This is a genomic window from Lentzea sp. NPDC005914, from assembly GCF_040629405.1.
Taxonomy (GTDB): Bacteria; Actinomycetota; Actinomycetes; order Mycobacteriales; family Pseudonocardiaceae; genus Lentzea.
In genome coordinates, this window is record NZ_JBEXVQ010000004.1 from 126,796 (window position 1) to 153,157 (window position 26,362).

At 67.6% G+C, this 26,362-nt stretch carries 27 protein-coding genes; 13 read left to right on the forward strand and 14 right to left on the reverse strand.

What is annotated here, in order from left to right; genetic code table 11:
• The first annotated feature begins 8 nt into the window (after positions 1-8).
• Together ABZ345_RS07785 and ABZ345_RS07790 are read left to right on the forward strand one after the other, a co-directional pair.
• Positions 9-509, forward strand: coding sequence for a DUF4262 domain-containing protein (locus ABZ345_RS07785; protein WP_359844087.1), 501 nt, complete (start codon positions 9-11; stop codon positions 507-509).
• A complete protein-coding gene (locus ABZ345_RS07790; RefSeq protein WP_359844089.1) occupies positions 506-973 on the forward strand; it encodes a GNAT family N-acetyltransferase in 468 nt (155 codons plus the stop codon). The genes ABZ345_RS07785 and ABZ345_RS07790 overlap by 4 nt, the downstream gene beginning before the upstream one ends.
• A 337-nt stretch (positions 974-1,310) precedes the next feature.
• Here the strand turns inward: ABZ345_RS07790 and ABZ345_RS07795 are convergent, their stop codons facing one another.
• Together ABZ345_RS07795 and ABZ345_RS07800 are read right to left on the reverse strand one after the other, a co-directional pair.
• On the reverse strand, positions 1,311-1,973 hold the full coding sequence (locus tag ABZ345_RS07795; protein WP_359844091.1) for a glycoside hydrolase family 75 protein: 663 nt from the start codon (positions 1,971-1,973) through the stop codon (positions 1,311-1,313).
• Positions 1,974-2,058: 85 nt separating this feature from the next.
• Complete coding sequence (locus tag ABZ345_RS07800; RefSeq protein ID WP_359844093.1) at positions 2,059-2,622, reverse strand: TIGR03086 family metal-binding protein; 564 nt, start codon at positions 2,620-2,622, stop codon at positions 2,059-2,061.
• A 148-nt stretch (positions 2,623-2,770) separates the two neighbouring features.
• Between ABZ345_RS07800 and ABZ345_RS07805 the strand changes: the two genes are divergently transcribed.
• The gene (locus tag ABZ345_RS07805) at positions 2,771-4,240 is read left to right on the forward strand and encodes a peptide MFS transporter (protein ID WP_359844095.1); all 1,470 of its coding nucleotides are present in this window, start codon (positions 2,771-2,773) and stop codon (positions 4,238-4,240) included.
• A 155-nt stretch (positions 4,241-4,395) separates the two neighbouring features.
• Here ABZ345_RS07805 and ABZ345_RS07810 read toward each other — a convergent pair whose 3' ends face one another.
• The 4 genes from ABZ345_RS07810 to ABZ345_RS07825 all read right to left on the reverse strand — a co-directional run bounded on the left by ABZ345_RS07810 (position 4,396) and on the right by ABZ345_RS07825 (position 6,909).
• A complete protein-coding gene (locus ABZ345_RS07810) occupies positions 4,396-5,676 on the reverse strand; it encodes a cytochrome P450 (protein ID WP_359844097.1) in 1,281 nt (426 codons plus the stop codon).
• A gap of 31 nt (positions 5,677-5,707) precedes the next feature.
• Positions 5,708-6,301, reverse strand: a complete 594-nt coding sequence (locus tag ABZ345_RS07815; RefSeq protein ID WP_359844099.1) for a helix-turn-helix domain-containing protein — start codon at positions 6,299-6,301, stop codon at positions 5,708-5,710.
• Between the two features lie 75 nt (positions 6,302-6,376).
• The gene (locus tag ABZ345_RS07820; protein ID WP_359844101.1) at positions 6,377-6,613 is read right to left on the reverse strand and encodes a hypothetical protein; all 237 of its coding nucleotides are present in this window, start codon (positions 6,611-6,613) and stop codon (positions 6,377-6,379) included.
• Positions 6,610-6,909, reverse strand: coding sequence for a hypothetical protein (locus tag ABZ345_RS07825; protein WP_359844103.1), 300 nt, complete (start codon positions 6,907-6,909; stop codon positions 6,610-6,612). Before ABZ345_RS07825 ends, ABZ345_RS07820 begins: the two co-directional genes overlap by 4 nt.
• Positions 6,910-7,094: 185 nt before the next feature.
• Here ABZ345_RS07825 and ABZ345_RS07830 point away from each other — a divergent pair, with 185 nt between their 5' ends.
• On the forward strand, positions 7,095-7,247 hold the full coding sequence (locus ABZ345_RS07830) for a hypothetical protein (protein WP_359844105.1): 153 nt from the start codon (positions 7,095-7,097) through the stop codon (positions 7,245-7,247).
• 247 nt (positions 7,248-7,494) lie between these two features.
• A complete protein-coding gene (locus ABZ345_RS07835; protein WP_359844106.1) occupies positions 7,495-10,380 on the forward strand; it encodes a PQQ-dependent sugar dehydrogenase in 2,886 nt (961 codons plus the stop codon).
• 49 nt (positions 10,381-10,429) lie between these two features.
• Here ABZ345_RS07835 and ABZ345_RS07840 read toward each other — a convergent pair whose 3' ends face one another.
• A complete protein-coding gene (locus tag ABZ345_RS07840) occupies positions 10,430-11,974 on the reverse strand; it encodes a S8 family serine peptidase (RefSeq protein WP_359844108.1) in 1,545 nt (514 codons plus the stop codon).
• Between the two features lie 109 nt (positions 11,975-12,083).
• On the opposite strand from ABZ345_RS07840, the gene ABZ345_RS07845 reads away from it, so the two are divergent.
• Entirely contained in the window at positions 12,084-12,650 is a 567-nt protein-coding gene (locus ABZ345_RS07845) for a YbhB/YbcL family Raf kinase inhibitor-like protein (protein ID WP_359844110.1), read from the forward strand.
• Here ABZ345_RS07845 and ABZ345_RS07850 read toward each other — a convergent pair.
• Entirely contained in the window at positions 12,647-13,285 is a 639-nt protein-coding gene (locus ABZ345_RS07850) for a hypothetical protein (RefSeq protein ID WP_359844112.1), read from the reverse strand. The genes ABZ345_RS07845 and ABZ345_RS07850 overlap by 4 nt on opposite strands.
• A gap of 214 nt (positions 13,286-13,499) precedes the next feature.
• Here ABZ345_RS07850 and ABZ345_RS07855 point away from each other — a divergent pair, with 214 nt between their 5' ends.
• The 5 genes from ABZ345_RS07855 to ABZ345_RS07875 all read left to right on the forward strand — a co-directional run bounded on the left by ABZ345_RS07855 (position 13,500) and on the right by ABZ345_RS07875 (position 19,365).
• Positions 13,500-14,699 carry a glutamate-cysteine ligase family protein gene (locus tag ABZ345_RS07855; RefSeq protein WP_359844114.1) on the forward strand — a complete coding sequence of 400 codons (1,200 nt, stop codon included), beginning with the start codon at positions 13,500-13,502 and terminating at the stop codon, positions 14,697-14,699.
• Complete coding sequence (egtB, locus tag ABZ345_RS07860) at positions 14,696-15,985, forward strand: ergothioneine biosynthesis protein EgtB (RefSeq protein ID WP_359844116.1); 1,290 nt, start codon at positions 14,696-14,698, stop codon at positions 15,983-15,985. Before ABZ345_RS07855 ends, egtB begins: the two co-directional genes overlap by 4 nt.
• A 4-nt stretch (positions 15,986-15,989) precedes the next feature.
• The gene (gene egtC, locus ABZ345_RS07865; RefSeq protein WP_359844118.1) at positions 15,990-16,715 is read left to right on the forward strand and encodes an ergothioneine biosynthesis protein EgtC; all 726 of its coding nucleotides are present in this window, start codon (positions 15,990-15,992) and stop codon (positions 16,713-16,715) included.
• Positions 16,712-17,683: an L-histidine N(alpha)-methyltransferase gene (gene egtD / locus ABZ345_RS07870; protein ID WP_359844120.1), complete on the forward strand. Its 972-nt coding sequence runs from the start codon at positions 16,712-16,714 to the stop codon at positions 17,681-17,683. The genes egtC and egtD overlap by 4 nt, the downstream gene beginning before the upstream one ends.
• A 116-nt stretch (positions 17,684-17,799) precedes the next feature.
• Positions 17,800-19,365: an alpha/beta hydrolase gene (locus ABZ345_RS07875; RefSeq protein WP_359844122.1), complete on the forward strand. Its 1,566-nt coding sequence runs from the start codon at positions 17,800-17,802 to the stop codon at positions 19,363-19,365.
• A gap of 273 nt (positions 19,366-19,638) precedes the next feature.
• On the opposite strand, the gene ABZ345_RS07880 is transcribed toward ABZ345_RS07875, so the two are convergent.
• Positions 19,639-20,355 (reverse strand): sulfite exporter TauE/SafE family protein, encoded by a 717-nt coding sequence (locus ABZ345_RS07880; protein ID WP_359844124.1) that lies wholly within the window; start codon positions 20,353-20,355, stop codon positions 19,639-19,641.
• A gap of 93 nt (positions 20,356-20,448) precedes the next feature.
• Between ABZ345_RS07880 and ABZ345_RS07885 the strand changes: the two genes are divergently transcribed.
• Positions 20,449-22,215 carry a LamG-like jellyroll fold domain-containing protein gene (locus tag ABZ345_RS07885; RefSeq protein ID WP_359844126.1) on the forward strand — a complete coding sequence of 589 codons (1,767 nt, stop codon included), beginning with the start codon at positions 20,449-20,451 and terminating at the stop codon, positions 22,213-22,215.
• Here the strand turns inward: ABZ345_RS07885 and ABZ345_RS07890 are convergent.
• From ABZ345_RS07890 to ABZ345_RS07900, 3 genes are read right to left on the reverse strand one after another with little or no spacing between them, the layout of a single operon-like run.
• Positions 22,175-23,092 carry a sigma-70 family RNA polymerase sigma factor gene (locus tag ABZ345_RS07890; RefSeq protein WP_359844128.1) on the reverse strand — a complete coding sequence of 306 codons (918 nt, stop codon included), beginning with the start codon at positions 23,090-23,092 and terminating at the stop codon, positions 22,175-22,177. The two genes, ABZ345_RS07885 and ABZ345_RS07890, sit on opposite strands and share 41 nt — an antisense overlap.
• Entirely contained in the window at positions 23,089-24,051 is a 963-nt protein-coding gene (locus ABZ345_RS07895) for a YafY family protein (RefSeq protein WP_359844130.1), read from the reverse strand. Before ABZ345_RS07895 ends, ABZ345_RS07890 begins: the two co-directional genes overlap by 4 nt.
• Positions 24,052-24,061: 10 nt before the next feature.
• Positions 24,062-24,649 carry an NUDIX domain-containing protein gene (locus ABZ345_RS07900; RefSeq protein ID WP_359844131.1) on the reverse strand — a complete coding sequence of 196 codons (588 nt, stop codon included), beginning with the start codon at positions 24,647-24,649 and terminating at the stop codon, positions 24,062-24,064.
• Positions 24,650-24,799: 150 nt separating this feature from the next.
• Here ABZ345_RS07900 and ABZ345_RS07905 point away from each other — a divergent pair, with 150 nt between their 5' ends.
• Positions 24,800-24,991 (forward strand): S1 RNA-binding domain-containing protein, encoded by a 192-nt coding sequence (locus ABZ345_RS07905; RefSeq protein WP_359844133.1) that lies wholly within the window; start codon positions 24,800-24,802, stop codon positions 24,989-24,991.
• Between the two features lie 43 nt (positions 24,992-25,034).
• On the opposite strand, the gene ABZ345_RS07910 is transcribed toward ABZ345_RS07905, so the two are convergent.
• Both ABZ345_RS07910 and ABZ345_RS07915 read right to left on the reverse strand, forming a co-directional pair.
• Entirely contained in the window at positions 25,035-25,910 is an 876-nt protein-coding gene (locus tag ABZ345_RS07910) for a hypothetical protein (protein WP_359844135.1), read from the reverse strand.
• On the reverse strand, positions 25,892-26,353 hold the full coding sequence (locus ABZ345_RS07915; protein WP_359844137.1) for a hypothetical protein: 462 nt from the start codon (positions 26,351-26,353) through the stop codon (positions 25,892-25,894). Before ABZ345_RS07915 ends, ABZ345_RS07910 begins: the two co-directional genes overlap by 19 nt.
• Positions 26,354-26,362 lie beyond the last annotated feature (9 nt).

Genomic DNA, 26,362 nt, shown 5'->3' on the forward strand with positions numbered 1-26,362 from the left:
TGGATGCCGTGCTTTCCGACGAAGACATCGAACTGCGTGCCCGGCTGCTCTCCGCCGCCGACCGGCACGGCCACACCAACATCGTCGTGAACCCGGACGCCGAGGGCCCGGGGTACGTGTTCTCGGTGGGGGCGTGGCGGCGGTTCGGGGTCGCGGAGGCCGTCGTGATCGGGCTGCCGCAGGGAATGGGCGAGAACCTGATCAACATGTACGTGCGACGGGCCAGCGGCGGCGAGCGGTTCGTGGCGGGGCAGCTGTACCACGACTTCTTCGACGGGGTGCCCGTCACGTTCGAGCGGGTGTACAAGGGCTTCTACCCGGAGTTCTTCGGCAGCGCGTACCTGCTCTACGACGGGTCGGAGTTCGCGGCGGTGCAGATCATCGTGCCCACGCCGCAGGGACACTGGCCGTGGCAGCCCGACGCGCCGGAAGGGTTCCACGACCACCAGATGATCCTCACCGAGAGCGGGCTGCCGGAGAGCTGGACGCCGGGGGTCACCGGGCCGTGAACGTCCACATCGGACCCGTCACGCAAGCGCACGCCGGCGAGATCATGACGATCCAGCGCGCCGCCTACCTCCAGGAGGCCCGCCGGTACGGGGCGTGGGACCTGCCGCCGCTCGTGGAGACCCTGCAGGAGATCAGGAACCACCTCGGTGACGGCACGCCCGCGTTCGGGGCGTTCGACGGTCAGCGGCTCGTGGGAAGTGTCCGCAGTCGCGTCGACGGGGAGCGCATGGAGGTCGCGAGGCTCGCCGTCGCACCCGATCTGCAGGGAGGCGGTGTCGGCAGGCGGCTGCTCGAGGCCATCAGCACGCGGACGCCGAAAGAGGTGAGGGTCGTCTGGCTCTTCACCGGCGCCGCGAGCGACGAGAACCTGAGGTTCTACGAAAGCGCCGGATTCGTCCGCGTCGGTGAGCACGAGGACGCGGTCGGTATCAGGTGCGTCACTCTGGAGCAGAAGGTCATCTGACGTTCAGAGCACGGTCACGAGAGCCTGGCAGTGTGCTGAAGCGGTCCACCCATGACCACCCACCGGTGCGGACGTCGATCACACGTCGGCTGATCCGTCCGGCACCCGCCAGCCCCGGCGCATCCGGCGCCGGGGCTGGCGCTGTGTCGGAGACCAAAACGTTGTCCGAAGGTCGTTGTCCGCTCCGGGCGCTCCGACACCGGACAACGATCAACCTGTAGAAATGCGGTGCGGCGCCAGTCCGGGGGATCTGGGGCCGCTGCCGGGGGAGGAGCGCCCCGCCTCGCAGGAGGCAGAGGGGGATGCGGGACGGGGCGCTTCGGAAACCGGGGAACCGTCAGTTCTCGTTGAGGAACTTCTGGGCCAGAGCCTCGCCGGTCGACGTGGCCTTCCCGTGGTCCTCGATCGGGGACACCTTCGAGTTCTTGAAGTAGATGTAGTGCACCGGGCCGTCGGTCCCGCCGTTCTTCGGGTTCGGGTTGATGCCCAGGTTCACCGCGGTGGCGTAGGACGCCTCACCGATGATGTTCGTCGGGCCCGTATCGCCGACTACGGCGTACTCGACCTTGTTGTTGTAGATGACGGCGACGACGCCACCGCCCTGGATGCCGAACTTGCGGTAGTCCCACGTGCCGCTTGCTGAAGGCACCACCACGTACGGGAGCTTGTCCGCGACCAGCGGCTTGCCCTTCGAGTCGTGGAAGGCGGTGTCGGGTTGGAACCACGGGTCCGTGCTCTTGCTGCACTTCGCGGTCGGCTGGCCATCGCAGTCGATGTCCATGTCGGCCTTGTACCAGACGGCGCCGTTCTTGCCGCAGACCGGAATGTTGGCCGCGGTCTCGTCGTCCGACCGGTACTTGCCGCTGGAGATCTGCGAGCAGGACGACAGCTTGGCCAGCAGCTGCGACGCGCTCGGACCGGCGGCCTGGGCGGCAGGGGATGCCAGGACGGAGGCCACGAGTGCGGACACGGCGAGAAGCCCTGGGGCGAGCTTGCGCATTGCCACCTCTTTCGACAGGTAACTTTCCTGACTAAGGGCGGCGGTGGCACTACTCTGCGCAACTTAAGTGACGGCCGTCAAGGGGCTACGGCTTACGTCCCAGCAGTCCTATTAGTCGCGTTTGGTCGTCCGCGTCCGGCGCGACCGGTACTGGTGAGTCGAACATCGAAGTTTCGCCCCATTCCTCGATGTTCCGCTCCACGTACGCCAGCACGGTCGAGGCGAGCTCGGAATCAATCCGCTCGTCCGCGCCGATCGAGCGCGCCAGGTCCCACGCGTGCACCGCGAGGTCCGTGGTCATCTGCCAGCAGTACTCCTCGGCGGGAATCGTCCCGGACGACACGCTCACGGATTTGGTCAGCGCCGACGGCTCCAGCCACGCCTCGCGCGCCGCCGCGGCCGCGACCACCCAGGACACCAGCGGCTCGTCGCCCAGGTTGTCGTGGTCGAACCTGTCCCCGACCTGTTTGACGGTGCAGCCCGCGAGCAACTCTGGTGCCCAGAGCTGTTCGTAGACCAGGTGTCCGACGAGATCTCTGACGGACCACTCCCGGCAGGGCGTGCCGAGAACCCACTGCTCCGGTGCGATCGCCCGCACCCGCCGGTCGAACTCCGTCATGGCCATGCCGTGCGCCTGGATCAAGTCCATCCCAGCAGTGCATCAAATCTTGCTCAATCGCGCACCCCGGCATGAGAGTTGGGCCACTCGGACGCAACCCTGATTTCTAACCGTACGAGCGTTCGGCGTAATGTGCACCGATCCGCCGTGACATCGTTGACACGAGAGGACGATGGCCGTGAGCGCCCCTAGCTCCAGCGTCTCCGAGCAGGACAAAGGTTTCTTCGGGCACCCCCGGGGCCTGTCCACGCTCTTCTTCACCGAACTGTGGGAACGGTTCTCCTTCTACGGCATGAAGGCCATCCTCGGCCTCTACCTGTGGACAGCCGTGGCCGAAGGCGGTCTGGGCGTCGACAAGGCGCTCGCCCTGTCCGTCGTCGCCATCTACGGCACCGCGGTCTACATGTCCGGCGTCGCCGGCGGCTGGCTCGCCGACCGCGTCTGGGGCGGCCAGCGCTCCACCTTCTACGGCGGCGTGCTGATCATGTGCGGCCACATCTGCCTCGCGTTGCCCATCGGCATCGTGGGCGTGTACCTGGGCCTGATCTTCATCGTCCTGGGCACGGGCCTGCTCAAGCCGAACATCTCCACGGTCGTCGGCGGCCTCTACGAGCAGCACGACACGCGCCGCGACGCCGGCTTCACGGTGTTCTACATGGCGATCAACATCGGCGGCTTCGTCTCGCCGTTGATCACCGGCGCGCTCGCGGACGGCATCAGCTTCCACGCGGGCTTCGCGGTCGCCGCGGTCGGCATGGCGCTCGGCCTGATCCAGTACCGCATCGGCCGCAAGAACCTGCGCGGGTCCGCCGCCGTGGCGCCGAACCCGTTGCCAGTGGCCGAGAAGGGCCGTGTCTACGGCCTGATCGCCGGTGTCGTCGTCGTGATCGGCGCGCTGGGCGTGGTGTCGTACCTGCTCGGTGGCGTCGAGGGCGTCATCCTGATGATCAGCATCATGTCGATCGTCCTGCCGATCACGTACTTCACGGTGATGTTGCGCAGCAAGAAGACGCTGCCCGTCGAGAAGCCGCGCGTCCTCGCGTACATCCCGCTCTTCATCGCGGCGGCGATGTTCTGGCTGATCTTCGAGCAGAGCGCGTCGGTCATCGCGGAGTTCGCCGACTCGCACGTCGACAACCACGTGTTCGGCTGGGAGTTCCCGGTCGCCTGGTTCCAGTCGATCAACCCGATCATGATCATCGGGCTGGCGCCGGTGTTCGCGTGGCTGTGGCTGAAGCTCGCCGACCGCGCGCCGTCGACCCCGCGCAAGTTCGCCGGTGCGCTGGTGCTCGTCGGTCTGTCGTTCGTGCTCATGTACTTCGCGAGCAACTCGGCGGCCGACGGCAAGGTCACGCCGCTGTGGCTGGTCGTGATGTTCCTGATCATGACGTGCGGTGAGCTCATGCTGTCGCCGGTCGGCCTGTCCGTCACGACGAAGCTGGCGCCCAAGGCGTTCGCGTCGCAGACGATGAGCCTGTGGTTCCTCGCGGTGTCGGCCGGTACCGGTGTCGCCGCGCAGCTCGTGAAGTTCTACACGACGAGCCCGTCGGCGTACTTCTTCACGCTGGGCGGCGCGGCCGTGGTGCTCGGTGTCGCGCTAGCGGTGGCGGCTCCGACGATCCGGAAGCTCATGTCGGGCGTCGAATAAAAGGGCGAGAGGGAGGCCCGTCGCGGCGGCGGTGCGGCGGGTCTCCCTCTCTGCCTTCAAGGATGCACTACGGAGATGTGTCATTGGGGCACGAACATTGCTCCAGCCGGGTGAAGTCGAGCACGTGCTGCGACGAATTTCGCCCCACGTCAGCTCTAGTTCACCGCCAGTGATCGTTTGGTTTCGTTCGCTCGTACCGGAAGTCGCAACGCGCCGCGAATCAGCTTCGACTTCCGCCGCGCCACCGGTCCGTCGGGCGCGAGGTTCGGGAACCGCTTGAACAACTCGTGCAGCGCGACGGCGCCCTCGATGCGGCTCAGCCCCGCGCCGATGCAGTAGTGGATGCCCGCGGAGAACGCGAGGTGCTCGCGCGCGTTGGACCGCGTCGGGTCGAACTTCAGCGGGTCCTTGAACACCCGCGGGTCGCGGTTGGCCGCCGCGAGCATCAGCATCACGGGCATGCCCTTGGGGAGACTTACTCCCGCCAGTTCGAGACGCTCTTTGGGCCAGCGGATCGTGTACTGCACGGGCGGGTCGAGCCGCAGCACCTCTTCGACGAACCCCTCGGCGTACTCCGGGCTCTGCGCGAGCGGGGCCACGGTGTGCGGGTTCTCGAACGCCTTCAGCACGCCGTTGCCGATCAGGTTCACCGTCGTCTCGAACCCGGCGAACAGCAACAACCCAGTGGTGGCAACGAGATCCTCACGGCTGAGGTCCGCGTGCAGCGTGACGAGGTGGCTGACGATGTCGTCCTTGGGGTGGCGGCGGCGCTCGTCCATCAGGCCGTCGATGAAGTCGTTGTACTCGATGATGGTGGCGTGCAAGTTCTTCAGCTGCTTGTACGACCACACGCCGTCGAGCGTCTCCGCGAGAGCGCTGCCCCAACGGGCGAAGGTCGCCTTGTCGTCGTCGGGTACGCCGAGCAGATCCGCGATGACCTGCATCGGTACCTGTGCCGCGAACTCGCCAACGACGTCGAACCTGTCGTCGAGTTTGTCCAGGTAGTCGATGACGATCTTCTGGATGGACGCCGTGCGGTCCTTCAGGGCGCGCGGCGTGAAGAACGGCTGGACGAGCTTGCGCAGCCGGGTGTGGTTCGGCGGGTTCATCATCAGGAACGAGTCCTGCACCGGGTTGACGATCTTCTCGCCGTTCTTGACGAGCGTGATCGGCACCATCGACGCCTCGTCGAAGGTCATCGTGAGGAACCGGTTGTCCCGCAGCACCGAGTCGCAGATCTCGCGTGACGACGTGACGTAGGCGCCCATCCTGCTGCGAACCATGTCGCCCTTCGCGCGCACCTTCTCGTACATGGGGTACGGGTCGCGGTCGGGAGGTGAGGCGATCACGCCGGCGTACGGGTCACCTAGGAGCGCGTAGCCGCGGACGAGCGTGCGCACTGCGAAGAACTGGGCGGCGGTCTTCAGCGTGGACATGGGTCCACACTGCGCGGTACGTGAAGAAGCTTCAAGAGCTTCGGCGGTGTCTCCGCACGGTTTCCTCGACCAGATCGAGCACCGGCTCCATGTCGTCCGCGGGCAGCCCCATGGCGAGGTGCGAGACGAGTCCTTCGAGGACCAGTTCCAGGAAGCTAGTCAGGACGGTGACGTCGACGTCGTCGCGCAGGTTGCCGGCTTCGCGCTGGCGGATGAGGCGTTGCCGGGTCGCGGCGGTCAGCTGTTCGCTTCGTTCCGCCCACCTGGCCCGGAAATCGGGGTCGGTGCGGAGCCTGCGGGAGACCTCCAGGCGAGTGCCCAGCCAGTCGGCCGCGTGCTCTTCGTGCCTTTTCTCCGGTTCGTCGAGAAGGTCGCGCATCACCTGGACGAGACCTTGTTCGGCGACCACGTCGGCCATCCGCAGCGCGTCGTCCTCGGCGAGAGCGAGGAAGAGCGACTCCTTGTCGCGGAAGTGGTGGAAGATCGCACCACGGGAGAGTCCCGTCGCCTCTTCCAGACGGCGTACCGTGGCACCCTCGTAGCCGTGGCGCGCGAAGCAGGCACGCGCACCGTCGAGGATCTGACGGCGGCGGGCGTCGAGGTGGTCCTGGCTCACCCTGGGCACCTGTAGATGGTCGCAGGGCAGGGGCGGGAAATCCAATCCGTACGTACGGATTGGACACGTCCAACAGTGTGATCTTCACGGGTGATCTTCGCGGGGGATCGTCAGGGCTGTGGTTGCGGGCGGCGGGCGAGCCAGCCCATGAACCGGAACATCGGGCGTCGCGGCAGGAGCCTGCTCAGGAGCGCGAGCGGCCTGCCGTTGGTGATCACCGACGGGGGCGGATCGGCGGTCGAGCGTGTCGAGGGCGATCGTCACGACCTGCTCGGGGGTCGCCCTTTTCGTGCCGTAGTCGGCGGACTGGCTGCCGGTCACGTCGAAGAACTCGGTCCCGGTGGCACCCAGGCACAAAGCCAGTACGCGCAGGCCGGTGCCGCGGGTCTCGCCACGTTGATCAGGAAGCCGGTGCCGGTGGAGGTCAGCGGGTCGATGTAGGCGCGGCTGAGGTCGACCAGATCGACATGACCGCCGAGGCGCGTCTGGAGTTCATCACGCTGCTGTTCGGCAACGACTCCCTGCGCTCCGGCCACGCCGAGAAACAAGCCCGCTGGCAGGACCTGTTCGCGCCGCTGATCGAGCCACGACTGCCCAGTTCCGGCCGCGGCGATCATCTGCCTGCAGGCGACCAACGAGGAATGGGTGCGCCAGGGAGGGCAGGCCGACCTGTTCGACCTCTACGACACCGCCGTGCAGGCCATCCGCCGCCCCGCCCACGCAGACGCGGAAGATTGATGTTGCTGCGCGACGGCGCGTCTCCGCGCGGCGCCGCGGGATCCACCTGAGATGATCACGCGCCATGACGACTCAGGAGATCATCAAGCTGTCGGCGCTCGCGGAGCGCCTCGGGTGGCAGCGGCGTGAGTCCACAGGCGTCCACCTGGTCGATCTGCTCCTGAGCCGGACGGTCACCGATCTCATCGCCGCACTGGCCCAGAACCGGGACCTGTAACGGACCGCGGTACGGCCGCGGTAAGCGCTTTCCCGCACTTCGCGCCAGGGATTGACAGAGGTTGTCATGCGATGGTGTGATCTGCGCGACAGACAGGAAAGTTTCTATTCAATAAGTGAATTCCGCCGCCGCATGGAGTGATCCCCCTACCCGTCTTGTGGGAGGCACAACAGTGGCACCGAGCAGAAGCCGGGCGTTACGCGCGCTCGGCACGATGGGTGTTGCATTCGCGACAACCATCGCAGTGATGTCAGTACCTGAAGCCGCCAACGCGGCCCCTGACAGGTACGAAGCGGAGAACGCGACGATCTCCCAGGGCGTGGTGGAGTCGAACCACGCCGGTTTCTCCGGAACCGGCTTCGTCAACTTCGACAACGTGGCGGGGAGCTCGGTCGAGTTCACCGTCACCGCGGCGAAGGCGGGCGAGGCGAAGCTGACCTTCCGCTACGCCAACGGAACCACCGAGAACCGGCCCGTCGACGTGAACGTCAACGGGTCCCTGGCCGTGGACGAGCGCGCGTTCGCGGCCACGGGTGCGTGGACGACGTGGACGTCGGTCACGGACACGGTCCAGCTCACCGCGGGCGCCAACAAGATCAGGCTGACCTCCACGGGTGCCACCGGCGGCCCGAACCTCGACTACCTCGAGGTCGAGCAGACCAATGCCGTTCCCGCTCTCGAGCAGGAAGCGGAGAACGCGACGATCTCCCAGGGCGTCGTGGAGTCCAACCACGCCGGCTTCTCGGGCACGGGCTTCGTCAACTACGACAACGTCGTGGGCTCGTCCGTCGAGTACACGATCACCGCGGACCAGGCCGGCGAGCACGAGCTGACCTTCCGCTACGCCAACGGAACCACGGCTGACCGGCCGGTTTCGGTGACGGTGGACGGCGGTGGCGCGCAGACCGTGTCGTTCCCCGGCACCGGCGCGTGGACGACCTGGCAGACGCGCACCGCGAAGGTGACGCTGAAGGCCGGCGCCAACAAGATCAAGGCGACCGCGACGACCGCGAACGGCGGCCCGAACGCCGACAAGCTGACCGCGGTGCGGCTCGGCCCGGTCGACAACGAGGCGCCGACCCCGCCGAAGAACCTGCAGTTCGTCAGCTCCACCGCGACCACGGTGTCGCTGAAGTGGGAAGCGGCCACGGACAACGTCGGCGTCACGGGGTACGAGATCTACCAGCACGGCCAGCACGTCGCGAGTGTCGGCAACGTCCTCGAGGCGACCGCCACGGGCCTGCAGCCCGACACGGACTACGACTGGACCGTGTTCGCGAAGGACGCGGCGAACAACGTCTCGCAGGCGTCCAACAACGTCATCGGCCGCACCCAGCCCTCGCCGCCGGACACCGAGGCACCCTCGGTTCCGGGCAACCTGCGTTCGCCCGGCAAGGGCGCGACGTCGGTCGACCTGGCCTGGAACGCCTCCACGGACAACATCGGCGTCACCGGCTACGACATCTACGTCAACGGCACGTACCGGCAGTCCGCGGACGGCAACGCCACCTCGGCGACCGTCGCCGGCCTGACCACAGGCACCGAGTACGCGTTCAAGGTCCTCGCCAAGGACGCGAAGAACAACCAGTCCGGGTTCTCCAACGAGATCAAGGTGACCCCGGCGGCCGGTGGGCCCACGGGTACGCCTGACCCCGGTGCGGTGTCGACGATCGCCTCCGGTGTCGACGTGGCGTGGGGCGTGGTGTTCCTGCCCGACGGCTCCGCGTTGTTCAGCGAGCGCAACACGTTCAACATCTACCGGCTGACCAAGAGCGGCACCAAGACGCTCGCGGGCAAGATCAGCCAGGCCGTCGGCACGAACGGTGAGGGCGGCCTGCTGGGCCTCGAGGTCTCGCCTTCGTTCGCGACCGACCACTGGCTGTACGTCTACCACACGGCGTCCGAGGGCAACCGCGTCATCCGGATCAAGTACGAGAACGGCGCGCTGGTGCAGAACACGTACCAGATCCTGTTGCAGGGCTTGGCGAAGAGCCGCTACCACAACGGTGGCCGCCTGCGTTACGGCCCGGTCGACGGCAAGCTGTACGTGTCCGTCGGTGACGCGCAGAACCCGGACAACAACCCGCAGAACAACAACTCGCTCAACGGCAAGATCCTGCGCATCAACCTCGACGGCTCGATCCCGTCGGACAACCCGTTCGGCAACGCCGTCTGGTCGAAGGGGCACCGCAACCCGCAGGGCCTCGACTTCGACTCGAAGGGCCGCCTGTGGGAGGCCGAGTTCGGTGACTCCTCGCAGGACGAGGTCAACCTGATCGTCAAGGGCGGCAACTACGGCTGGCCCAACTGCGAGGGCACCCAGGGCAGCTGCTCCGGCTACATCGCGCCGAAGAAGACCTGGTCGACGTCGCAGGCTTCCCCTTCCGGTCTGACGATCATCAACGACCACGTGTTCGTGGCCACCACGGTGGGTCAGCGCGTCTACCGGATGCGGATCGAGGGCGACACGCTGGTCGACCAGAAGGTGTACTTCCAGAGCACCTACAACCGCCTGCGCACGGTCGAGGTCGACCACGACGGCGACATCTGGCTGACCACGACGACGGACAAGGACGGCACGGCGAACAACGACCGCATCCTGCTGATCGACATCCAGTACTCGGGCGGCAACCCGCCCGGTGGCGAGTTCAAGCTGACGTCGTCGGCGTTCGCGGACAACGCGATGATGCCCGCCAAGTACACCTGCGCCGGTGACGGTGCGGCCGGTCAGGACCCGTCCCCGCCGCTGGCGTGGGGTGCGTCCTCGGGTGCACAGGGCTACGCGATCGTTTTCGCGGACAAGGCGAACAGCGGCAACAAACTGCACTGGGCGATCTGGGACATTCCCGGTGCGACCAGTTCGCTGCCGGAGAATCTCGGTGCCGGTTTCAACGTGCCCAACCAGGGTGGGGCGAAGCAGAAGGCGATGGGCAGCGGTGCGAGTTCGCAGAAGTACTTCGGACCGTGTCCGGGTGGCTCCACTCACCCGTACACGTTCACGTTGTACGCGTTGAACACCGCGACCGTTCCGGGAATCACCTCGTCGTCGACGATGGCGCAGATCGAAACCGCCATCAAGAACGCGTCCACCGCGAACACGGTGCTGCGCGCTCAGTCGAACGCCGCAGCGTGATGACTGAATAGAAAAAGGCGGGGCCTCCTGCGGGGCCCCGCCTTTTTGTTCACTTCTTGGGCAGGGTGATCGCCCAGCTGTCGAGAATTCCTGTGCCCCCTTCCGAACGGTCGCGGACGAGCAGTTGCCACGTGCCGTTCTTGGTCTCACTGGAGAGGTCGACGGTGTAGACCGGCTGGAACTTCGTGCCGGTGCCGTTCGCCTTCAGCAGGTACGTCCGGCCGCTCGGTCCGGCGAGCTCGATCCGCACGTCGCTCTGCGCATCGTGCTTGATCGTCACCTCGACCTTGGTGGCCTTGGGCGCGTTGCCCTTGCAGCCCGCGTACCGGATCGCCGTGCCGACGTACTCGCCCGCGTCGGGGATCTCGACGTCGTTCTCGTTGGCCTTGCGGCCGCAGCCGGGGGTGGGCGGCGGCGGTTCGATGCCGTGGTCGGTGAACAGGAGTGCGTTGGGGGAGTTGGGGCCTGGGTTCGTGACCTTGTCCCTGGTGGCCTGGCCGACGAGTGCGTCGCGGACCTGCTGCGGGGTGGCCGCGGGGTTCTTGGCCAGGTAGAGCGCGGCGGTGCCGGCGACGTGCGGGGAGGCCATGCTCGTGCCGGACGCGTTCAGCGTCGCCGTGTCGGAGTCCTTCCAGCTGCTCAGGATTCCCAGGCCGGGCGCGAAGATGTCGAGGCAGGTGCCGTAGTTGCTGAAGTAGGCGCGGCTGTCGTCGCGTGCGGTCGCGCCGACCGTGATGGCGCTCGGCTCGCGGGCGGGGGAGGCCTGGCACGCGTCGCCGTTGGAGTTGCCCGCGGCGACGGCGTACGTGACGCCGCTGTCGACCGACTTCCGCAGTGCCGCGTCGAGGACGTCGTCGGGGTCGCCGCCCAGGGACATGTTCGCCACGGCGGGCTTCCGCGCGTTCTTGGTGACCCAGTCGATCCCCGCGACGACCTGCTCGGTCGTGCCGGAACCCTTGCAGTCCAGGACCCTCACGCCGTGCAGCGTCACCTTCTTGGCGACGCCGTAGTCCTTGCCGCCGACCGTGCCCGAGACGTGCGTGCCGTGGCCGTGGCAGTCGGTGGGGTCGGTGTCGTTGTCGATGGCGTCGAAGCCTTCCGCGACCCTGCCCTCGAACTGCTGGTGCGTCGCGCGGATGCCCGTGTCGACGACGTACGCGTGCACGTTGGCCGCGTCCGTCGAGTAGTAGTAGGTCTGGTCGAACGGCAGCGTGCGCTGGTCGATGCGGTCCAGCCCCCAGGACTGCGGGTTGTTCTGCGCGTCGCTGATGGTGTGGATCTTGTTGCGCTGAACCATGGCCACGTTCGGGTCCTTCGCGATGTCCGCCGCTTTCCGGGCGGTCATCGTCGCGGAGAATCCGTTCAACGCCGATGAATACGTGTGGCGAACGCGCACGTCGTATTGAGATGTGACGTCAGCGGTGAGGATGTGCTCTCGCAGGACCACGATGAACGTGTCTTCGGAGGCTTGTGCGGGTGTGCTCAGTCCGGTTAGCACAACCGCCGCGGCGAGTCCGATCCGGAATTTCCGCATTGTTCTCCCTTGTGAACGCGTCTCAAAACGGGTGCTCACGCGGCGGATACGCGAACTCATCGCGGAGAGTAGTACACGCGCACTCACTCGCCGTATTGCATCGGTCACAAATATGTGGTCGGATGGTGGCGTCAGAAACCTCCGCCGCCCATTACCTGGAGGTTCTTTCGTGCGCAAATTTGCAATGGTCGCGCTCTCATTGACTGCCGGATTCGCTCTCGTGGCACCCGCTGCCGCCGCTCCGGCACCCCTGGCCCTCACGAGCACGGCGTACAAGAACAACGGCGCCATCCCGGACAAGTACTCGTGCGCGTTCGACCACAAGGCGGGCAACGACATCTCGCCGCCCCTGGCCTGGACCGGCGGCGACGTTCCCGCCCAGTCCTACGCCCTGGTGTTCGTCGACACCGCGAACGGCGGCAAGCACTGGGCGGCCTGGGACATCCCGGCCACCGCGACCGGCCTGCCGGAGGGGCTGAAGAAGGGCTACGACGTCGTCGAGCCCGAGTTGAAGGGCGCCCATCAGCGCGCCATGGGCAACGCCTCGGTGAACGAGCAGTTCTTCGGCCCGTGCCCGCGTTCCAAGCACAAGTACGAGTTCACGCTCTACGCGCTGAAGGTGAAGAACCTGCCGGGCGTCAACAAGAACTCGAAGGTCGCCGACGTGGAGGCCGCAGCGAAGAAGGCGGCCGTGGGCCAGGCGAAGCTGACCGGCTTCTCGACGGCGAAGCCCTAGTTCAGCTCCCACATGCGGTGACGGCCGTCGGGTGTGACGGTGAGACCGAGGCGGTCCTGGTTCCGGACGGGACCGCCTCGGTGCAGGACCGGTCCTTCGAGGCGGTCGGCGTGCCGGGTGAGCAGGACGAGGGTGCCCGGCGCGAGGTCGACGAGCACGAGGCCTCCCTCGCGCACCTGCTCGGCCCACGTCCACGGGACGGCCGGCAGCGGGCGGGTCGCGATGATCCGGTCGAACGGCGCGTGCTGCTCCAGGCCGTGCGTGAAGACCTGGTCCGAGCCGAGACGGTGGGCCAGCAGTGCGGCCAGGTAGCCGCAGCCGTCCGCCAGCACCCGGTGCTCGTCGCGGACGTCGAGAGCTTCGAGCATCCGCACCAGCAGACCCGGCTTGGCCGAGGACGAACGCGTGACGGGGTCGGTGACGAGCGGCTCGTTGCGGTACACGGCGGCGAGCCAGCCGTCGTCCGCGGCCGTCGTCTCCGCCCACGTGCCGTCCGGTCGCTCGTCGTAGAACGCCGGCACGAACTCGTGTCGCGGGATCGCTTCGAGGGCCTCACGCCAGGCGGCGGTGCGCAGGACGCCCTCGGCGGCGACCGCGCCGGCCAGGCCTTGGGCTCGTAAGCGCCACGTGGTCATCCTGAGGCCTCCCGCCGGTACTCCGCGTGTCTGTTCGGTCACGTTAGGAGTTGGAGGTTTTCCAAGGAAGCCATGTCACTTTTCCCTCGTGTGCACGCGTGCGCACAGGGGACGTCGTTGATCCGTAAGGATTTGCGGTTGTCCGAGGGCGTGCAACTGTCAGACCCCGCGTGTAGCGTCGAGTGCGCCATTCGATCACGGGGAGTGTGGCAGCGTGACTGCGTTGCGTAACAAGACGGCGCCGGTGAGATTCGCCGACCGCGCCGAGGCCGAGGCTTACGTCGCCTCGGTCTGTTTCAAGCACGGGCCTCCGAGGTTGTTCGGCGTGGAGCTCGAATGGACCGTCCACCACGCTGAAGACCCAGGTCAGAAGCTTGACAGGAACCGCCTGGCCGCTGCTCTCGGCGAGCACGCGCCCCCTACCCTCGTTCCGGACAGCCCCCAGAGGCCGCTACCGAGCGGCACCCCGTTGACCGTCGAACCGGGCGGGCAGGTCGAGATCTCCACTCCTCCCTGCACCAGCCTCCCGGACCTCTTCCGAACGGTCGCGCAGGACATCTCCCATCTCACCGCGATGCTGGCCGACCACGGTCTCGTGCTCGGCGACCGCGGCGCTGACCTGCACAGACATCCCACGCGCCTGCTGCAGGTGCCCAGATACGCCGCGATGGAGCACGCGTTCAACCACGTCGGCGACGACGGCATCGCGATGATGTGCAACACCGCCGGGCTGCAGGTGTGCCTCGACTTCGGCGAGGAGAAGCACCTCAGGGACCGGTGGGCCGCCGTGCACCAGCTCGGGCCGGTGCTCATCGCGTTGTTCGCGAACTCGCCGAGCATCGGCGGCATGCACCAGGACTGGGCGTCGGCCCGGATGCGGACGCTGTACGGCACGGATCCCGTGCGCACCAGGCCAAGCGCTGTGTGCGCCGATCCGGCACAGGCCTACGCGAAGAGAGTCGTCGACACACCGGTGATCGTCGTGCGCGGGCCGAGTCCCAGTTGGATTCCGCCGCGCAGGTTCACGTTTGCCGACTGGATCGAAGGGGCACTCGAACGCGGCCCCACCAGCGACGACCTGGATTACCACCTGACGACGATGTTCCCGCCGGTCAGACCCCGCGGGTACATCGAGATCAGATACCTCGACACACCCGCGCCCGGCGGGTGGATCGCGCCGAGTGCGCTGCTCGTCGCGCTGTTCAGCGACCCGTCCGTTGTGGACGGTGTGCTGGCGGCGACGGAACGGGCGGCCGGGCGGTGGCTGGTGGCCGCGCGGCACGGGATGGCGGACGAACGCATTGCCAGAGCGGCCAAGGACGTTGTGGCCCTGGGCATCGAGGCGTTGCCCCGCACCGGACTCTCACACGATCAGATCAGCGCTGTCAGCTCGGAGCTTGAGGGGAAGCTGTGACTGAAGAACTCCGCGAGCAGGTGGCGGAGGAACTGTTGCGTTCGCGCGCGCGTTCCACCGCCTTGACCGACGCCGTCGACGAGCACGATCTCGTCCGGCAGCACTCGAAGCTGATGTCGCCGCTGGTCTGGGACCTGGCGCACATCGGCAACCAGGAGGAGCTCTGGCTCGTTCGTGACGTCGGCGGTCGCGAACCGGTCAGAAGCGACATCGACGAGTACTACGACGCGTTCAAGTTCTCCCGCAGCGTCAGGCCCGAATTGCCGCTGCTCAATCCACAGGAGACCCGTCAGTACGTCGGGGACGTGCGCGGCAAGGTGTTCGACGTGCTGGAGAAGGTCCCGCTGGAGGGCCGCAAGCTCGTCGAGAACGCGTTCGCGTTCGGCATGATCGTGCAGCACGAGCAGCAGCACGACGAGACGATGCTCGCCACGCACCAGCTGCGCACGGGCGAACCGGTGCTGCACGCACCGCCACCGCCCACCGGAAACCTCGTGCCCGCAACGGAAGCGTTCATTCCGGGCGGCCCGTTCGAGATGGGCACGTCGGACGAACCGTGGGCGCTGGACAACGAACGTCCCGCGCACACCGTCCACGTCGACCCGTTCTTCATCGACACCACCCCGGTCACGAACGGCGAGTACGCCGAGTTCGTGGCGGCGGGCGGGTACGACGACCGTCGCTTGTGGACGGAAGAGGGCTGGCAGCACCGGACGACGGCCAAGCTGGACATGCCGCGCTTCTGGCACCGCGAGGGCAACTCGTTCAGCCGCACGGCCTTCGGTGTCACCGAGCCGGTCGTGCCGGACGAACCCGTGGTGCACGTGTGCTTCCACGAGGCCCAGGCGTACGCGACGTGGGCGGGCAAGAGGCTCCCGACCGAGGCCGAGTGGGAGAAGGCCGCCCGCTACGACGCCGAGACCGGGCAGACCCGCCGCTATCCGTGGGGCGACGAGGATCCCGACGAGATCCACGCCAACCTCAGCCAGCGGCACCTGCGCCCCGCGCCGGTCGGTGCCTACCCCAAGGGCGCCTCGCCCGCGGGCGTGCACCAGTTGATCGGCGACGTCTGGGAGTGGACCTCGACGGACTTCCACGGCTACCCGGGTTTCGAGGTCTTCCCGTACCCCGAGTACTCCAAGGTCTTCTTCGGACCGGACTACAAGGTGCTGCGCGGCGGCTCGTTCGGCACCGACAAGTCCGCGATCCGGTCGACGTTCCGCAACTGGGACTACCCGATCAGACGGCAGATCTTCGCCGGCTTCCGCTGCGCCAGGGACGCCTAACCCGATGTGCCGCCATCTGGCTTACCTGGGCGCCGCCGTGCCCTTGGCCAGCATGCTCTACGACGCACCGCACTCGTTGGAGCACCAGTCGTACGCGCCCGCCGACATGCGGGCCGGCGGAACCGTGAACGTCGACGGCTACGGCGTCGGCTGGTTCCCCGGCCCGATCCGGTACCGGCGCGCGGGCACGTTGTGGAGCGACCCGAACCTGCGTCAGTTGGCGACCACCGAGTCGACCGCGTTTCTGGCGGCGGTTCGTTCGGCCACCGCGGGCATGCCCGTTTCGGACGCGGCGTGCGCGCCGTTCACCGACGGCACGTGGTTGTTCAGCCACAACGGGCGCGTCGACGGCTGGCCTGGGACTGTGGCCGGGCTGGCGAAGACGCTGGACGTCACCGATCTGCTCACGATGGACGCACCGACCGACTCCGCACTGCTGTGGACGGTCCTCAGACGCCGCCTGGAGACCGGGAAGAACCCGGCCGAGGCGCTTGTTGAACTCGTGCGAGAGGTAGCGGACGCGGCTCCGAAGTCGCGCCTGAATTTCTTGCTGACCAACGGAAAAGTGCTCGCGGGGACAACGTGGACACACGCCCTGTGGGTGCTGCAAAAGGGACAGGGCGTGACGATCGCGTCCGAGAGGCTTGACGACGACCCGGGCTGGCGGGAGATCCCCGACCGGCACGTGGTCACCGCCGATCCATCCACTGTGGAGGTTCGACCGATATGACCGAGCCGGTGCTGGACGTTCATCTCAAACCGGAGGACGCCGCACACGCGCTTCGTGCCGACGTGCGCGCGGGGCTGACCGCGGACCCGAAGTGGGTGTCGCCGAAGTGGTTCTACGACGCGGTGGGCAGCGAGCTGTTCGAGGACATCACGCGGCTGCCCGAGTACTACCCGACACGGGCCGAACGCGAGGTGCTGGCCGACCGGGCGAGCGAGATCGCGGCGACGACCGGCGCGCATTCGCTGGTGGAGCTGGGTTCCGGGTCTTCGGAGAAGACGCGGTTGCTGCTGAGCGCATTGCGCGAGCACGGCACGTTGCAGGAGTTCGTGCCGCAGGACGTCTCGGTGTCGGCCCTCACCGAAGCCGCGCACGCGATCATGGCGGACTACCCGGGACTGCGCGTGCACGGCGTGGTCGGCGACTTCACGCAGCACCTGGCGCTGCTGCCGGGCGAGTCGCCGCGTCTGGTGGCGTTCCTGGGCGGCACCATCGGCAACCTGATCCCGGACGAGCGGGAGAAGTTCTTCCGCACGGTCCGCGACGTGCTGCAGCCGGGGGAGTGGCTGCTGCTCGGTACGGACCTGGTCAAAGATCCCGCAACCCTGGTGCGCGCGTATGACGACGCGCAGGGCGTTACGGCCGAGTTCAACCGAAATGTGTTGAACGTCTTGAATCGTGAGGTCGGCGGGGACTTCGACGTCGAGGCGTTCGAGCACGTGGCGTTGTGGAACGCCGAGCAGGAATGGATCGAGATGCGGTTGCGCGCCAAGCGAGACATGCGGGTCTCGCTCGCCGAGCTCGGGTTGACCGTTGAGTTCCGCGAAGGTGAAGAACTGAGGACCGAGGTGTCCGCGAAGTTCCGCGAGGACGGCGTGCGCCAGGAGCTCGAAAACGGCGGATTTTCCTTGCACCGCTGGTGGACTGACACCGAAGGCAGGTTCGCCGTCTCACTGGCCCAGGCGGTCTAGGGACACAACCCTCCGATAGGCGGGTACAAACGGCGAACAGTCGGTGATGGGCTGCACGCGTGACGTCATCTCCTGCATCCAAGCGTGTCACGCGTGCAGCGCTCACCGGCGCGCTCGTGCTCGGCACCGTCTTTTCCGGCCTGGGCACCGCGAGTGCCCAGGCCGAGGCATCTTCCGTCAGACCCGCTGCCTGGGGGCAGTGCGCGGCTGACGTGCTCGCGGGGCTTCCCGCCTCGGTCACGCCCGAGGAGCGGGCCCGCCTCACCTGCACGACCCAGGAGGTCCCCGTCGACCACTCGCGCCCGCGCGGGGAGAAGACGGGCATCGCCATGATGAAGCGGCCCGCCAACGACCCGGCGCACAAGATCGGCACGATCTTCCTCAACCCCGGTGGCCCCGGCGGCTCGGGCCTGCTGCGCGGCGCGGTCTCGAAGAACTACTTCCAGCCGCAGGTGCTCGACCGGTTCGACGTCGTGGGCTTCGACCCGCGCGGTGTCGCCCGCAGCAACCCGTTGCGCTGCTTCCGCACCCAGGAAGAAGCCGACGCGGTGAACGAGGGCTGGTACTCCCTGCCCATCACCAAGGCGGAGATCTCCAGCTCGCTGCGGCAGTCGAAGGCCTACACCGACTACTGCAAGATCAACGCCGGGCCGCTGCTCAACCACATGTCGACCGAGGCCGTCGTGCGCGACCTCGACATCATGCGCGAGTCCGTCGGCGACAAGCAGCTGAACTTCGTCGGCTTCTCGTACGGCACGCTGATCGGCTCGACGTACGCGAACATCTTCCCGCAGAAGTCGCGGGCGATCGTGATCGACGGCAACGTCGACCCGCAGTTGCGCCTGACCAACGGCCCCGAGTACGACCGCCAGCGCGCCCAGGGCTTCGAGATCTCGCTCGACGCGATGCTCAAGCGCTGCGACAGCGCGGGTGTCGCGAAGTGCGCGTTCGCCGGCAACGCCCGCCAGAAGTTCGAGAACATGAAGGCGGCGCTGCGCAAGAACGGCCCCGTCACCATGCCGGACGGCTCGAAGGTCGGCTTGTCCGACGTCATCGGCCGCGTCGCCGGTGACCTGTACACGGTGGCACGCATCAACACCCTGGTGCCGTGGCTGCAGAGCGTGCACGTCGCGCTCAACCCGGCGGAGGCGTCGGCCGCGGCGTTCAGCGTGCAGTCCGTTGTGGACCTTCCGCCGCTGCTCAACGGCCACATGGACGTGGACCCGCTGGGCGACACGCCTTACACCATCGACGACTCCTACTACGGCGTGAACTGCACCGACAAGCCGTTCGCCCGCACGAACCGCTTCTGGGAGCAGACGGCGAACAAGTGGGAGAAGGAGTCGCCCACGTTCGGCCGCTACCAGGCCGCGTCCGACCTGATGACGTGCCCGACCTGGCCGACGCGCAACCCGGACCGCTGGATCGGCCCGTGGAACCGCAAGACGCCCAACCCGGTCGTCGTGGTGGGCAACTACTACGACCCGGCGACGCAGCACCTGTTCGCGCAGCGCATGGCCAAGGAACTCGGCAACGCGCGGCTGATCAGCGTCGACTCGTTCGGCCACTGCATCCTGGGGCGCTCGGCCGCGACCGACACGGCCGTGGCGAACTACCTGGTGAACCTCGTGGCGCCGGTCAACGGCTCGGTGTTCCAGCCGAATGTTCAGCCGTTCGCCTGATCGGTTCCGACGCGGTGGCGGTGCTGGTGCAGCGCCGCCACCGCGGGGTCGGGTGGCCGGACCGAGCAGCGCCAGTCCTCAGCCGGTAGATGCGTGAGCGGGGCGAGGTCGCTTCCACGCGTATCGCTCTGCCAGTGACCGGGGCTACGGCATCGTTGACGCCGTCTTTCCTGACCAGGGCCCAAATCGCCAGCCGATCGCGGCAGCCAGTGCCGCTGCTCGTTGATCAGGGAGAGTGCGGTGAGCGCGGCCCGACGATGATCGTCCGCCACATCACAGCAGCGCGCTCCGCACGATCAGCACCACGGCACTCGCGCCGGCCACGATCAACATGGGTGTGCGGATGCCGCCCGCGTCGAACCTCTTGCGCAACGGCCCGGACAGCAGGAACCCCGCCACCAGGAACGGGATGAGCGCGAGCCCCGTCCACAGCTGATGCGCACTGACGTGTCCGGCCGCGAGCAGCCCGATCACCGAGGCGCCGGAGCCGAGCACGAAGAACGCCGCCAGCGTCGCCCTGACCTGAGGGCCTGCCTGGTTCTGGTAGAGCAGCGCGACCATCGGGCCGCCCACCGCGGTCGCCGTGCCGAACGAGCCGCTCGCGAACCCTGCCGTGACCAGCGACTTCGGCCGCGGCTCAGGCCTCCACGCGGTGATCGACAGCAGCACGCACCCCAGCACCGAGCCGCCGACCACGAGCCCGAAGCCCTTCGGGTCCAGCGAGTCGACGATCAGGATGCCGACGACCGTGCCGGGCAGGCGGCCGAGCATCGCCCAGCCGACGCCGCGCCAGTCGACGTGGCTGAACTCGCGGGCGAGCGACATCGACGCGTGCGCGGTGGCGACCATGAGCACCGGGACCGGCAGCAGCGTCGGGTCGAGCAGCGCGATCAACGGCACGGCGATGAGCGCCAGGCCGAAGCCGATCAGACCCTGCAGCAGGCCGCCCAGTGCGACGACGAGCCCGGCTGCCGCTATCCCCCAAGACATGATTCGCCATGCTATCGACCTGGCCGGTGCCCTACGACCAGGTTTCGCCCGCTGTTCGCCCGCCGTTGGTCAAGCCCACCTACGCTCCGCGCCATGACTGCGTCCCGCCGCTCCTTCCTGCTCGGCACCGGTGCGACCGCCGCCGCTGCCGCCCTGGTCACGCCTGGTTCTGCCCAGGCCGACATCGTTGTCAGCGGCGGGAGGCCCGACCCCGAGGCGCGGCGGTTCACGCTCGCCGTGATCCCGGACACGCAGTACATGTTCGACCTCGACCGCGGCGACTCGGCGCCGTTGAAGGCGACGCTGCAGTACCTGATCGACCACCAGCGGTCCGAGAACATCGTCTTCATCAGCCACCTCGGCGACCTCGTCGAGAACGCGCAGAAGAGCGAGATCGACGACATCAGCGAACGGTTCGAGGTGCTCGACCGGCGCCGGGTCGGGTACAGCGTGCTCGCGGGCAACCACGACCTGCCGGACTCGCGCACCGACGACCAGCGCGGCCGCACGCCGTACCTGGACAAGTTCGGGCCGCAGCGGTTCCGCAGTTCGCCGACGTTCCGCGGTGCGAGCACGGACGGCTACAACTCGTTCCACGTGTTCCGCGCCGCCGGCAAGGAATGGCTGGTCCTGGCGCTGGACTGGCGCATGTCCGCCAAGGGTTTCGAGTGGGCGCGCAGTGTTTTGAAGCAGCACGCCAAGCTGCCGGTCATCCTCACCACGCACGAGCTCGTCTACGACGGCGGCGACGGCAACGCGACGATGTCCGACTACGGTCGCAAGCTGTGGGACGAGCTGATCAAGGACAACGACCAGATCTTCCTGACGCTCAACGGCCATTTCTGGCCGCCGGCACGCGCGACCATGCGCAACACCGCGGGCAACGACGTCCACGTGCACATCACGAACTACCAGGACCGCTACTACGGCGGCGGCGCGATGATCCGGCTCTACCACTTCGACCTCGACCGCAAGACGATCGACGTGCGGACGCTGTCGCCGTGGCTGCTCGGCAAGCGCTCGCTCAACCCGCTGGAGCGCAAGGAGATCGAGTTGACGGGCCCGGTCGACCGGTTCAGCGTGCCGATCGACTTCGAGCAGCGGTTCGCCCGGTTCGACCCGCCGATCCTTCCTCCCGCGCAGCCCGCGCGCGATGTCTTGGTAAGTGGCACGGTCGCGTACTGGCGGCTCGGCGAAGGGTTGAAGGACCTGTCGGGCAACGGGAACGACCTCACGCAGACCGGCACGTTGACGGCTTCGGACGACCACCACCGGTTCGCGCCGTCGCACCGCTCGCTGTTCTTCGGCAAGAACGGCCATCTGACCACTGTGGACAGCGCGCCGCTCAACAAGCAGACGTTCGAGCGCGGCTACACGATCGAGCTGTTCCTCAAGCTGCCCAAGGACTTCGACCACCCGTGGTGCGGCCTGTTCACCAAGCTCGCGCCCGGCTCGGCGGCGGGCAAGACCGGCGACGACCCGAGCGAGCCGATCGCCACGCTGAACCTCGCGGGCGGCGGCAGCCTGCAGTGGGCGGTGTTCCCGCGCAACCTGCCGGGTCTGTCCACGAACTGGGGTCACGAGATGGTCTACGAGACGTGGTGGCACGTCGCGGTGGTCAACAACGGCGTGCACACCACGTTGTACGTGGACGGCTCGCCCCTGCTGCGCAACCCGTCCACGCCGGCGCGCGGCATCTCGACGGCCGGTGACCCGTGGCTCGTCGGCGCCTACGCGTACAACAAGATCGTGGAGAAGTCCTTGTACGGCTGGGTCGGCGACATGCGCGTGGTGAACCGGCCGCTCGACCGGTCCGAGTTCATGCGGTCGAAGGCAGCCCGAATTTCGGGAACAGACTGAGGTCGAAGAACGACGAGACGTGCGTGATCCGGTCGTTGCCGACCTCCAGCACCTGGAGGTTGAACGGCCGGAACACACCGTCTTCCTCTCGCAGGTAGAGGCCGTACGCGGGCTGGCCGTTGGCTTCCACCTCGATCATGCGCGCGCCGTGGGGCACGGCCGGGCACTGGTTCGCGAGGTGCCACGCGACCATCTCGGGTCCGCTGTACCACTGCGGGAACGGCGGCATCTCCCAGACGACGTCCTCGGTGAACATGCCGATGATCGCCGGGATGTCCTTGGCCTCGAACGCTTTCACCCAGCGGTCCAGCAGTGGCTTGGCGTCGGCGGGTTCGGTGACGTTGTCCTCGCTGAGGTCCTTGAGCTGTGCGTGGGCCCGTTGCAGGGCGCTGTTCACGGCCGCGACGGTCATGTCGAGCTGGTCGGCCGTCTCGGCCGCGGTCAGCTTCAGGACGTCGCGCAGGATCAGCACCGCGCGTTGCCGCGGCGGCAGGTGCTGCAGTGCCGCGACGAACGCCAGCCGCGTCGACTCGCGTTCGGTGACGATCGCGGCCGGATCGGTCGGGAACGGCTCCAGCCACGGGATCTCGTGGTCCTGGGTGAGCGGGTCGCTTTCGGTCGAACTCGCGCCGAGCCCGAACGGCAGCGGCCTGCGCGCGCGGGTGTCGAGCGCGGTGAGGCAGACGTTCGTCGCGATCCGGTACAGCCACGTGCGCACCGACGAGCGGCCCTCGAACTGGTCGTACGCCTTCCACGCGCGCAGGTACGTCTCCTGCACCAGATCCTCGGCGTCGTGCAGCGAGCCGAGCATCCGGTAGCAGTGCGCGAGCAGTTCCCTTCTGAAGGGGTCTGCCGCCACCTCGAAGTCCACTGTCACTCCTGCACTCTAACCGCGTTCCGCAGCCTGCCGATGACCGTTTGGATGTGGTCCCGCAGCTCCGGCGGTTCGTGCACCTCGAACTCGAAGCCGAGGAACATCAGGTGGAACACGATCCGGTCGAGCGTGTCGGCTCCGCTGCGCATGAGGCACGAGTTGTCGTCGATCGGTTCCAGCGCCGCCGACATGGGCGTGGTGCGTTCGGCGACTGCCTGCATGGGTGCGTGGATCGTCAGCACGGCCTGGTAGGTGTAGACGTTCGACGAGACCTGGCGCGACACGAACTCGCCCAGCGACTCCGCCGGTGGCTCGCGGGGAGTGAACCGGGCGGCGAGCGCCGGCTCGGCGGGGATGCGGTCCACGCGGAACGTCCGCCAGTCCTCTTTGGACACGTCCCACGCGACCAGGTACCAGCGGCGCCCGGTGTGCACGAGACCTTGCGGTTCCACGAGCCGTTTCGCGGGCTCGCCCTGAGTCGGCGCGTAGGTGAACCGCAGCTGCTGGTGGTCACGGCAGGCGGCGGCGATGATCGTCAGCGTCTCGGCGTCGACCGTCGGGCCCGCGCTGGTCAGGGGAGTGGTGTGGGCCTGCAGCGCCTGGACGCGCCGTCTGAGCCGGGTCGGCAGGATCTGCTCGAGCTTCGTGAGCGCGCGGACCGACGTCTCCTCGATGCCCGCGATCGTGCCGTTGGCAGCGGTTCTGAGGCCGACCGCCACGGCAACGGCTTCGTCGTCGTCGAGCAGCAACGGCGGGAGCTCCGCGCCGGCGCCGAGCTGGTAGCCGCCCGTCGCGCCGGGCAGGGACGTGACGGGGTAGCCGAGGCTGCGCAGCTTGTCGACGTCACGGCGGATCGTGCGGACGTCGACGCTGAGGCGGCCGGCGAGCTCCGGGCCCGTCCAGTCGCGCCGCACCTGCAGCAACGAGAGGAGCTTCAGCAGCCGTGCGGACGTCTCCAGCATGGGACGGAGTCTAGGCAAGCAGGTCGAGGAAGGCCGGTGCGAGCAGGTCGTTCGACGTCGTGTCCCGTGCCGCGTCGATCGTGACCAGGCGCGAGTGCAGCTCGTAGCCGTCCGTGTCGGTCCACTCGGCGTCCGCGCCGCCGTCCCGATCGGTCGCGGTTCCGCAGAAGACGACCTGCAGGAAGTCCGGGTAGGGATACGGGTCGTGTGGCCGTCTCGGCGCGAGGTGCTCCAGGTGCAGCCATCCCAGCGGCCGGAGGCTGTCGCGGTCGACGAGCCAGCCGGTTTCCTCGTGCACCTCGCGGACCGCGGTATCCACATAGGACTCGCCGGGCTCTCGCCGGCCACCGGGCAAGGGGTGGGTGCCGTCGGCGTTCTCGCAGAGGACGATCAGATCTCCGACTCGCACGACGCACCGTATCGAGGTGACCAGCTCGTCCGGCAGGGCCGTGGGCGTGGGGTGAGCGCTGACCCGCAAGGGCATCGCCCCGCCCATCCACGACGTCTCACCCGTGGCGACGGGCTTGTTCTTGGCCAGCAACGCGGTCAGGGCGGGGTGACGTTCGCCGAATCCCGGACGACTCTTGTCCCTGGACATGGCAACCATGTTAGGGTTTGCGCATGACTGCCGGGTCGGCCTTGTGCCGTGAGCGGAACGGTTGCCCGGCCCTGATTTGATCAGGGCCCCTCCAGCTCCGCGCGTGATCTCTTTTCGGGACAACGCGCTTGGGAGAGGAGGTGATGCGCAATGCTTCCCAACGTTGGTGATGTCTTTTCCGGCAAGGTCGTCTCGACCGTGCCGTTCGGTTCGTTCATCGAGCACCCCACCGGTGCCCACGGGCTGCTGCACGGTCAGCAGGCCGAGGTCGGCTCTTCGGTGCAGGTGAAGGTCCTCATGGTGGACGCCGACAAGCAGCGGTTCAGCCTTGAGCTGGCCTAAAGCATGAGTGTCACCGGACAGAGGCGCCCTGTCCGGTGATGTCTCACGCCTTCCGGTAGTCCGCGCACTCCACGATCAAGCGGTCGTGGAGGCTTCTGCGATGCCCTTGTTCCTGAGGCGGCGAGCCCAGCGCGCTCGCCGGGCTGGTGATGTCGTGCAGCAGCCGGTACAGCACGACATCCGTTGCGGTGTAAAGCCAGTCGTCCGCCTTGCCGGGCGGTGCGGCCGGTCCGAGCATGTTCTCGAACCACGCCGGGAAGAGCAGGTCCTGGGCGACCGCGTTCTCGATGCGGGCGCGGATCAGGTCGCGTGCCTCACCGACGGCCTCGTTGCCCGCCGACTTCGCGGCGGTGTCCTTGGCGTGCGAGTTCTCGTCCGGTGCTTCAGGACGTTGTTTGCGAGTGAACGTCTGCCACTGCTTGTACTTCTTGCGCCACAACGACTCCGCGTTCGGCGGCAACGTGGTGAGGGCCTCGGCGGCGTCGATCGCCTCCAGGGCCGCCTTGTCGTACGACGCGATGGCCTTGCGGGTGTCCTTGGCTTCCTGCGGCGTGAACGTCTTGCGCGCGTAGGCTTCCTGGCCCGCGAGGATCCTGGCGATGAGGGACTTCTCGATCTCCGGCCAGGTGTCGAAGTCGGCCTTCTCCGTCTCGCCCGCGCGGACCTTCCGGTTGAGCGCCACCAGAAGTCGTTCGAGCCGGTGCACGCTGTCGGCGAGCTCGGTCACCCGCTCGTTGGTCTTGGCGATCTTGCGGGTGGTGTCGCGGACCTGGTTCGTGGTGCTGAGCTGTTGCTGGGCGGCGTCGGTCTGGGCGTGGTCGATGCGGTCGCCGAGCGACTTGAGGTCCTTCTTGAGACGCTCGACCTTGTCGTCGAGCGCCTTGACCGGGTCGATGTTCATCATCGCAACGTCCTCCACGCCCACCAGGCCACGCCCGCCAGCACGGCCAATGCGGCCCAGCCATTCGCCAATGGTGTCAGCAACACGGCCGCGAGAGCCGCCGTGATCGCCGCCGTCCTGGCTCGCGGCTCCCAGATCCTGCGTCCGACGGGGTCCACGAGGACCGCGGCCGCGACGGCGACCGCCAGCACGACCGACAGCAGCGACCAGCCGTCGAACCAGCCGATGACGACGACGAGGGCCGCGATGGCCGTGCCCGCCGCGATCGCCCGGTTGGGGACGGTCAGGCGGGCCGCCTCGACGTCGCGGCGGGCGTGCATGACGGCCGCGACCTCCTTGTCGGTGTCGGCTAAGAGGGCGGGGAAGTCGGGGCTGCCGGGACCTGCTGCCTGCAGTGCGCGTAGTGCTGTTCGCAACGCGTGCTGGCGGTCGGCCAAGCGGGCGAACGGTTCGGCTGCCATGCCCGGAAA

Excerpts from the sequence above, each read along its gene's own strand:
- ABZ345_RS07835 (WP_359844106.1), top strand. The coding sequence starts at position 7,495 with ATGTCAGTACCTGAAGCCGCCAACGCGGCCCCTGACAGGTACGAAGCG.
- ABZ345_RS07795 (WP_359844091.1), bottom strand. The coding sequence starts at position 1,973 with ATGCGCAAGCTCGCCCCAGGGCTTCTCGCCGTGTCCGCACTCGTGGCC.
- ABZ345_RS07885 (WP_359844126.1), top strand. The coding sequence starts at position 20,449 with ATGACTGCGTCCCGCCGCTCCTTCCTGCTCGGCACCGGTGCGACCGCC.
- ABZ345_RS07880 (WP_359844124.1), bottom strand. The coding sequence starts at position 20,355 with ATGTCTTGGGGGATAGCGGCAGCCGGGCTCGTCGTCGCACTGGGCGGC.
- egtC (WP_359844118.1), top strand. The coding sequence starts at position 15,990 with ATGTGCCGCCATCTGGCTTACCTGGGCGCCGCCGTGCCCTTGGCCAGC.
- egtD (WP_359844120.1), top strand. The coding sequence starts at position 16,712 with ATGACCGAGCCGGTGCTGGACGTTCATCTCAAACCGGAGGACGCCGCA.
- ABZ345_RS07825 (WP_359844103.1), bottom strand. The coding sequence starts at position 6,909 with ATGATCGCCGCGGCCGGAACTGGGCAGTCGTGGCTCGATCAGCGGCGC.
- ABZ345_RS07810 (WP_359844097.1), bottom strand. The coding sequence starts at position 5,676 with ATGTCCACGCTGAAGACCGCCGCCCAGTTCTTCGCAGTGCGCACGCTC.
- ABZ345_RS07900 (WP_359844131.1), bottom strand. The coding sequence starts at position 24,649 with ATGTCCAGGGACAAGAGTCGTCCGGGATTCGGCGAACGTCACCCCGCC.
- ABZ345_RS07840 (WP_359844108.1), bottom strand. The coding sequence starts at position 11,974 with ATGAGTTCGCGTATCCGCCGCGTGAGCACCCGTTTTGAGACGCGTTCA.
- ABZ345_RS07850 (WP_359844112.1), bottom strand. The coding sequence starts at position 13,285 with ATGACCACGTGGCGCTTACGAGCCCAAGGCCTGGCCGGCGCGGTCGCC.
- ABZ345_RS07895 (WP_359844130.1), bottom strand. The coding sequence starts at position 24,051 with ATGCTGGAGACGTCCGCACGGCTGCTGAAGCTCCTCTCGTTGCTGCAG.
- ABZ345_RS07830 (WP_359844105.1), top strand. The coding sequence starts at position 7,095 with ATGACGACTCAGGAGATCATCAAGCTGTCGGCGCTCGCGGAGCGCCTC.
- ABZ345_RS07915 (WP_359844137.1), bottom strand. The coding sequence starts at position 26,353 with ATGGCAGCCGAACCGTTCGCCCGCTTGGCCGACCGCCAGCACGCGTTG.
- ABZ345_RS07905 (WP_359844133.1), top strand. The coding sequence starts at position 24,800 with ATGCTTCCCAACGTTGGTGATGTCTTTTCCGGCAAGGTCGTCTCGACC.
- ABZ345_RS07800 (WP_359844093.1), bottom strand. The coding sequence starts at position 2,622 with ATGGACTTGATCCAGGCGCACGGCATGGCCATGACGGAGTTCGACCGG.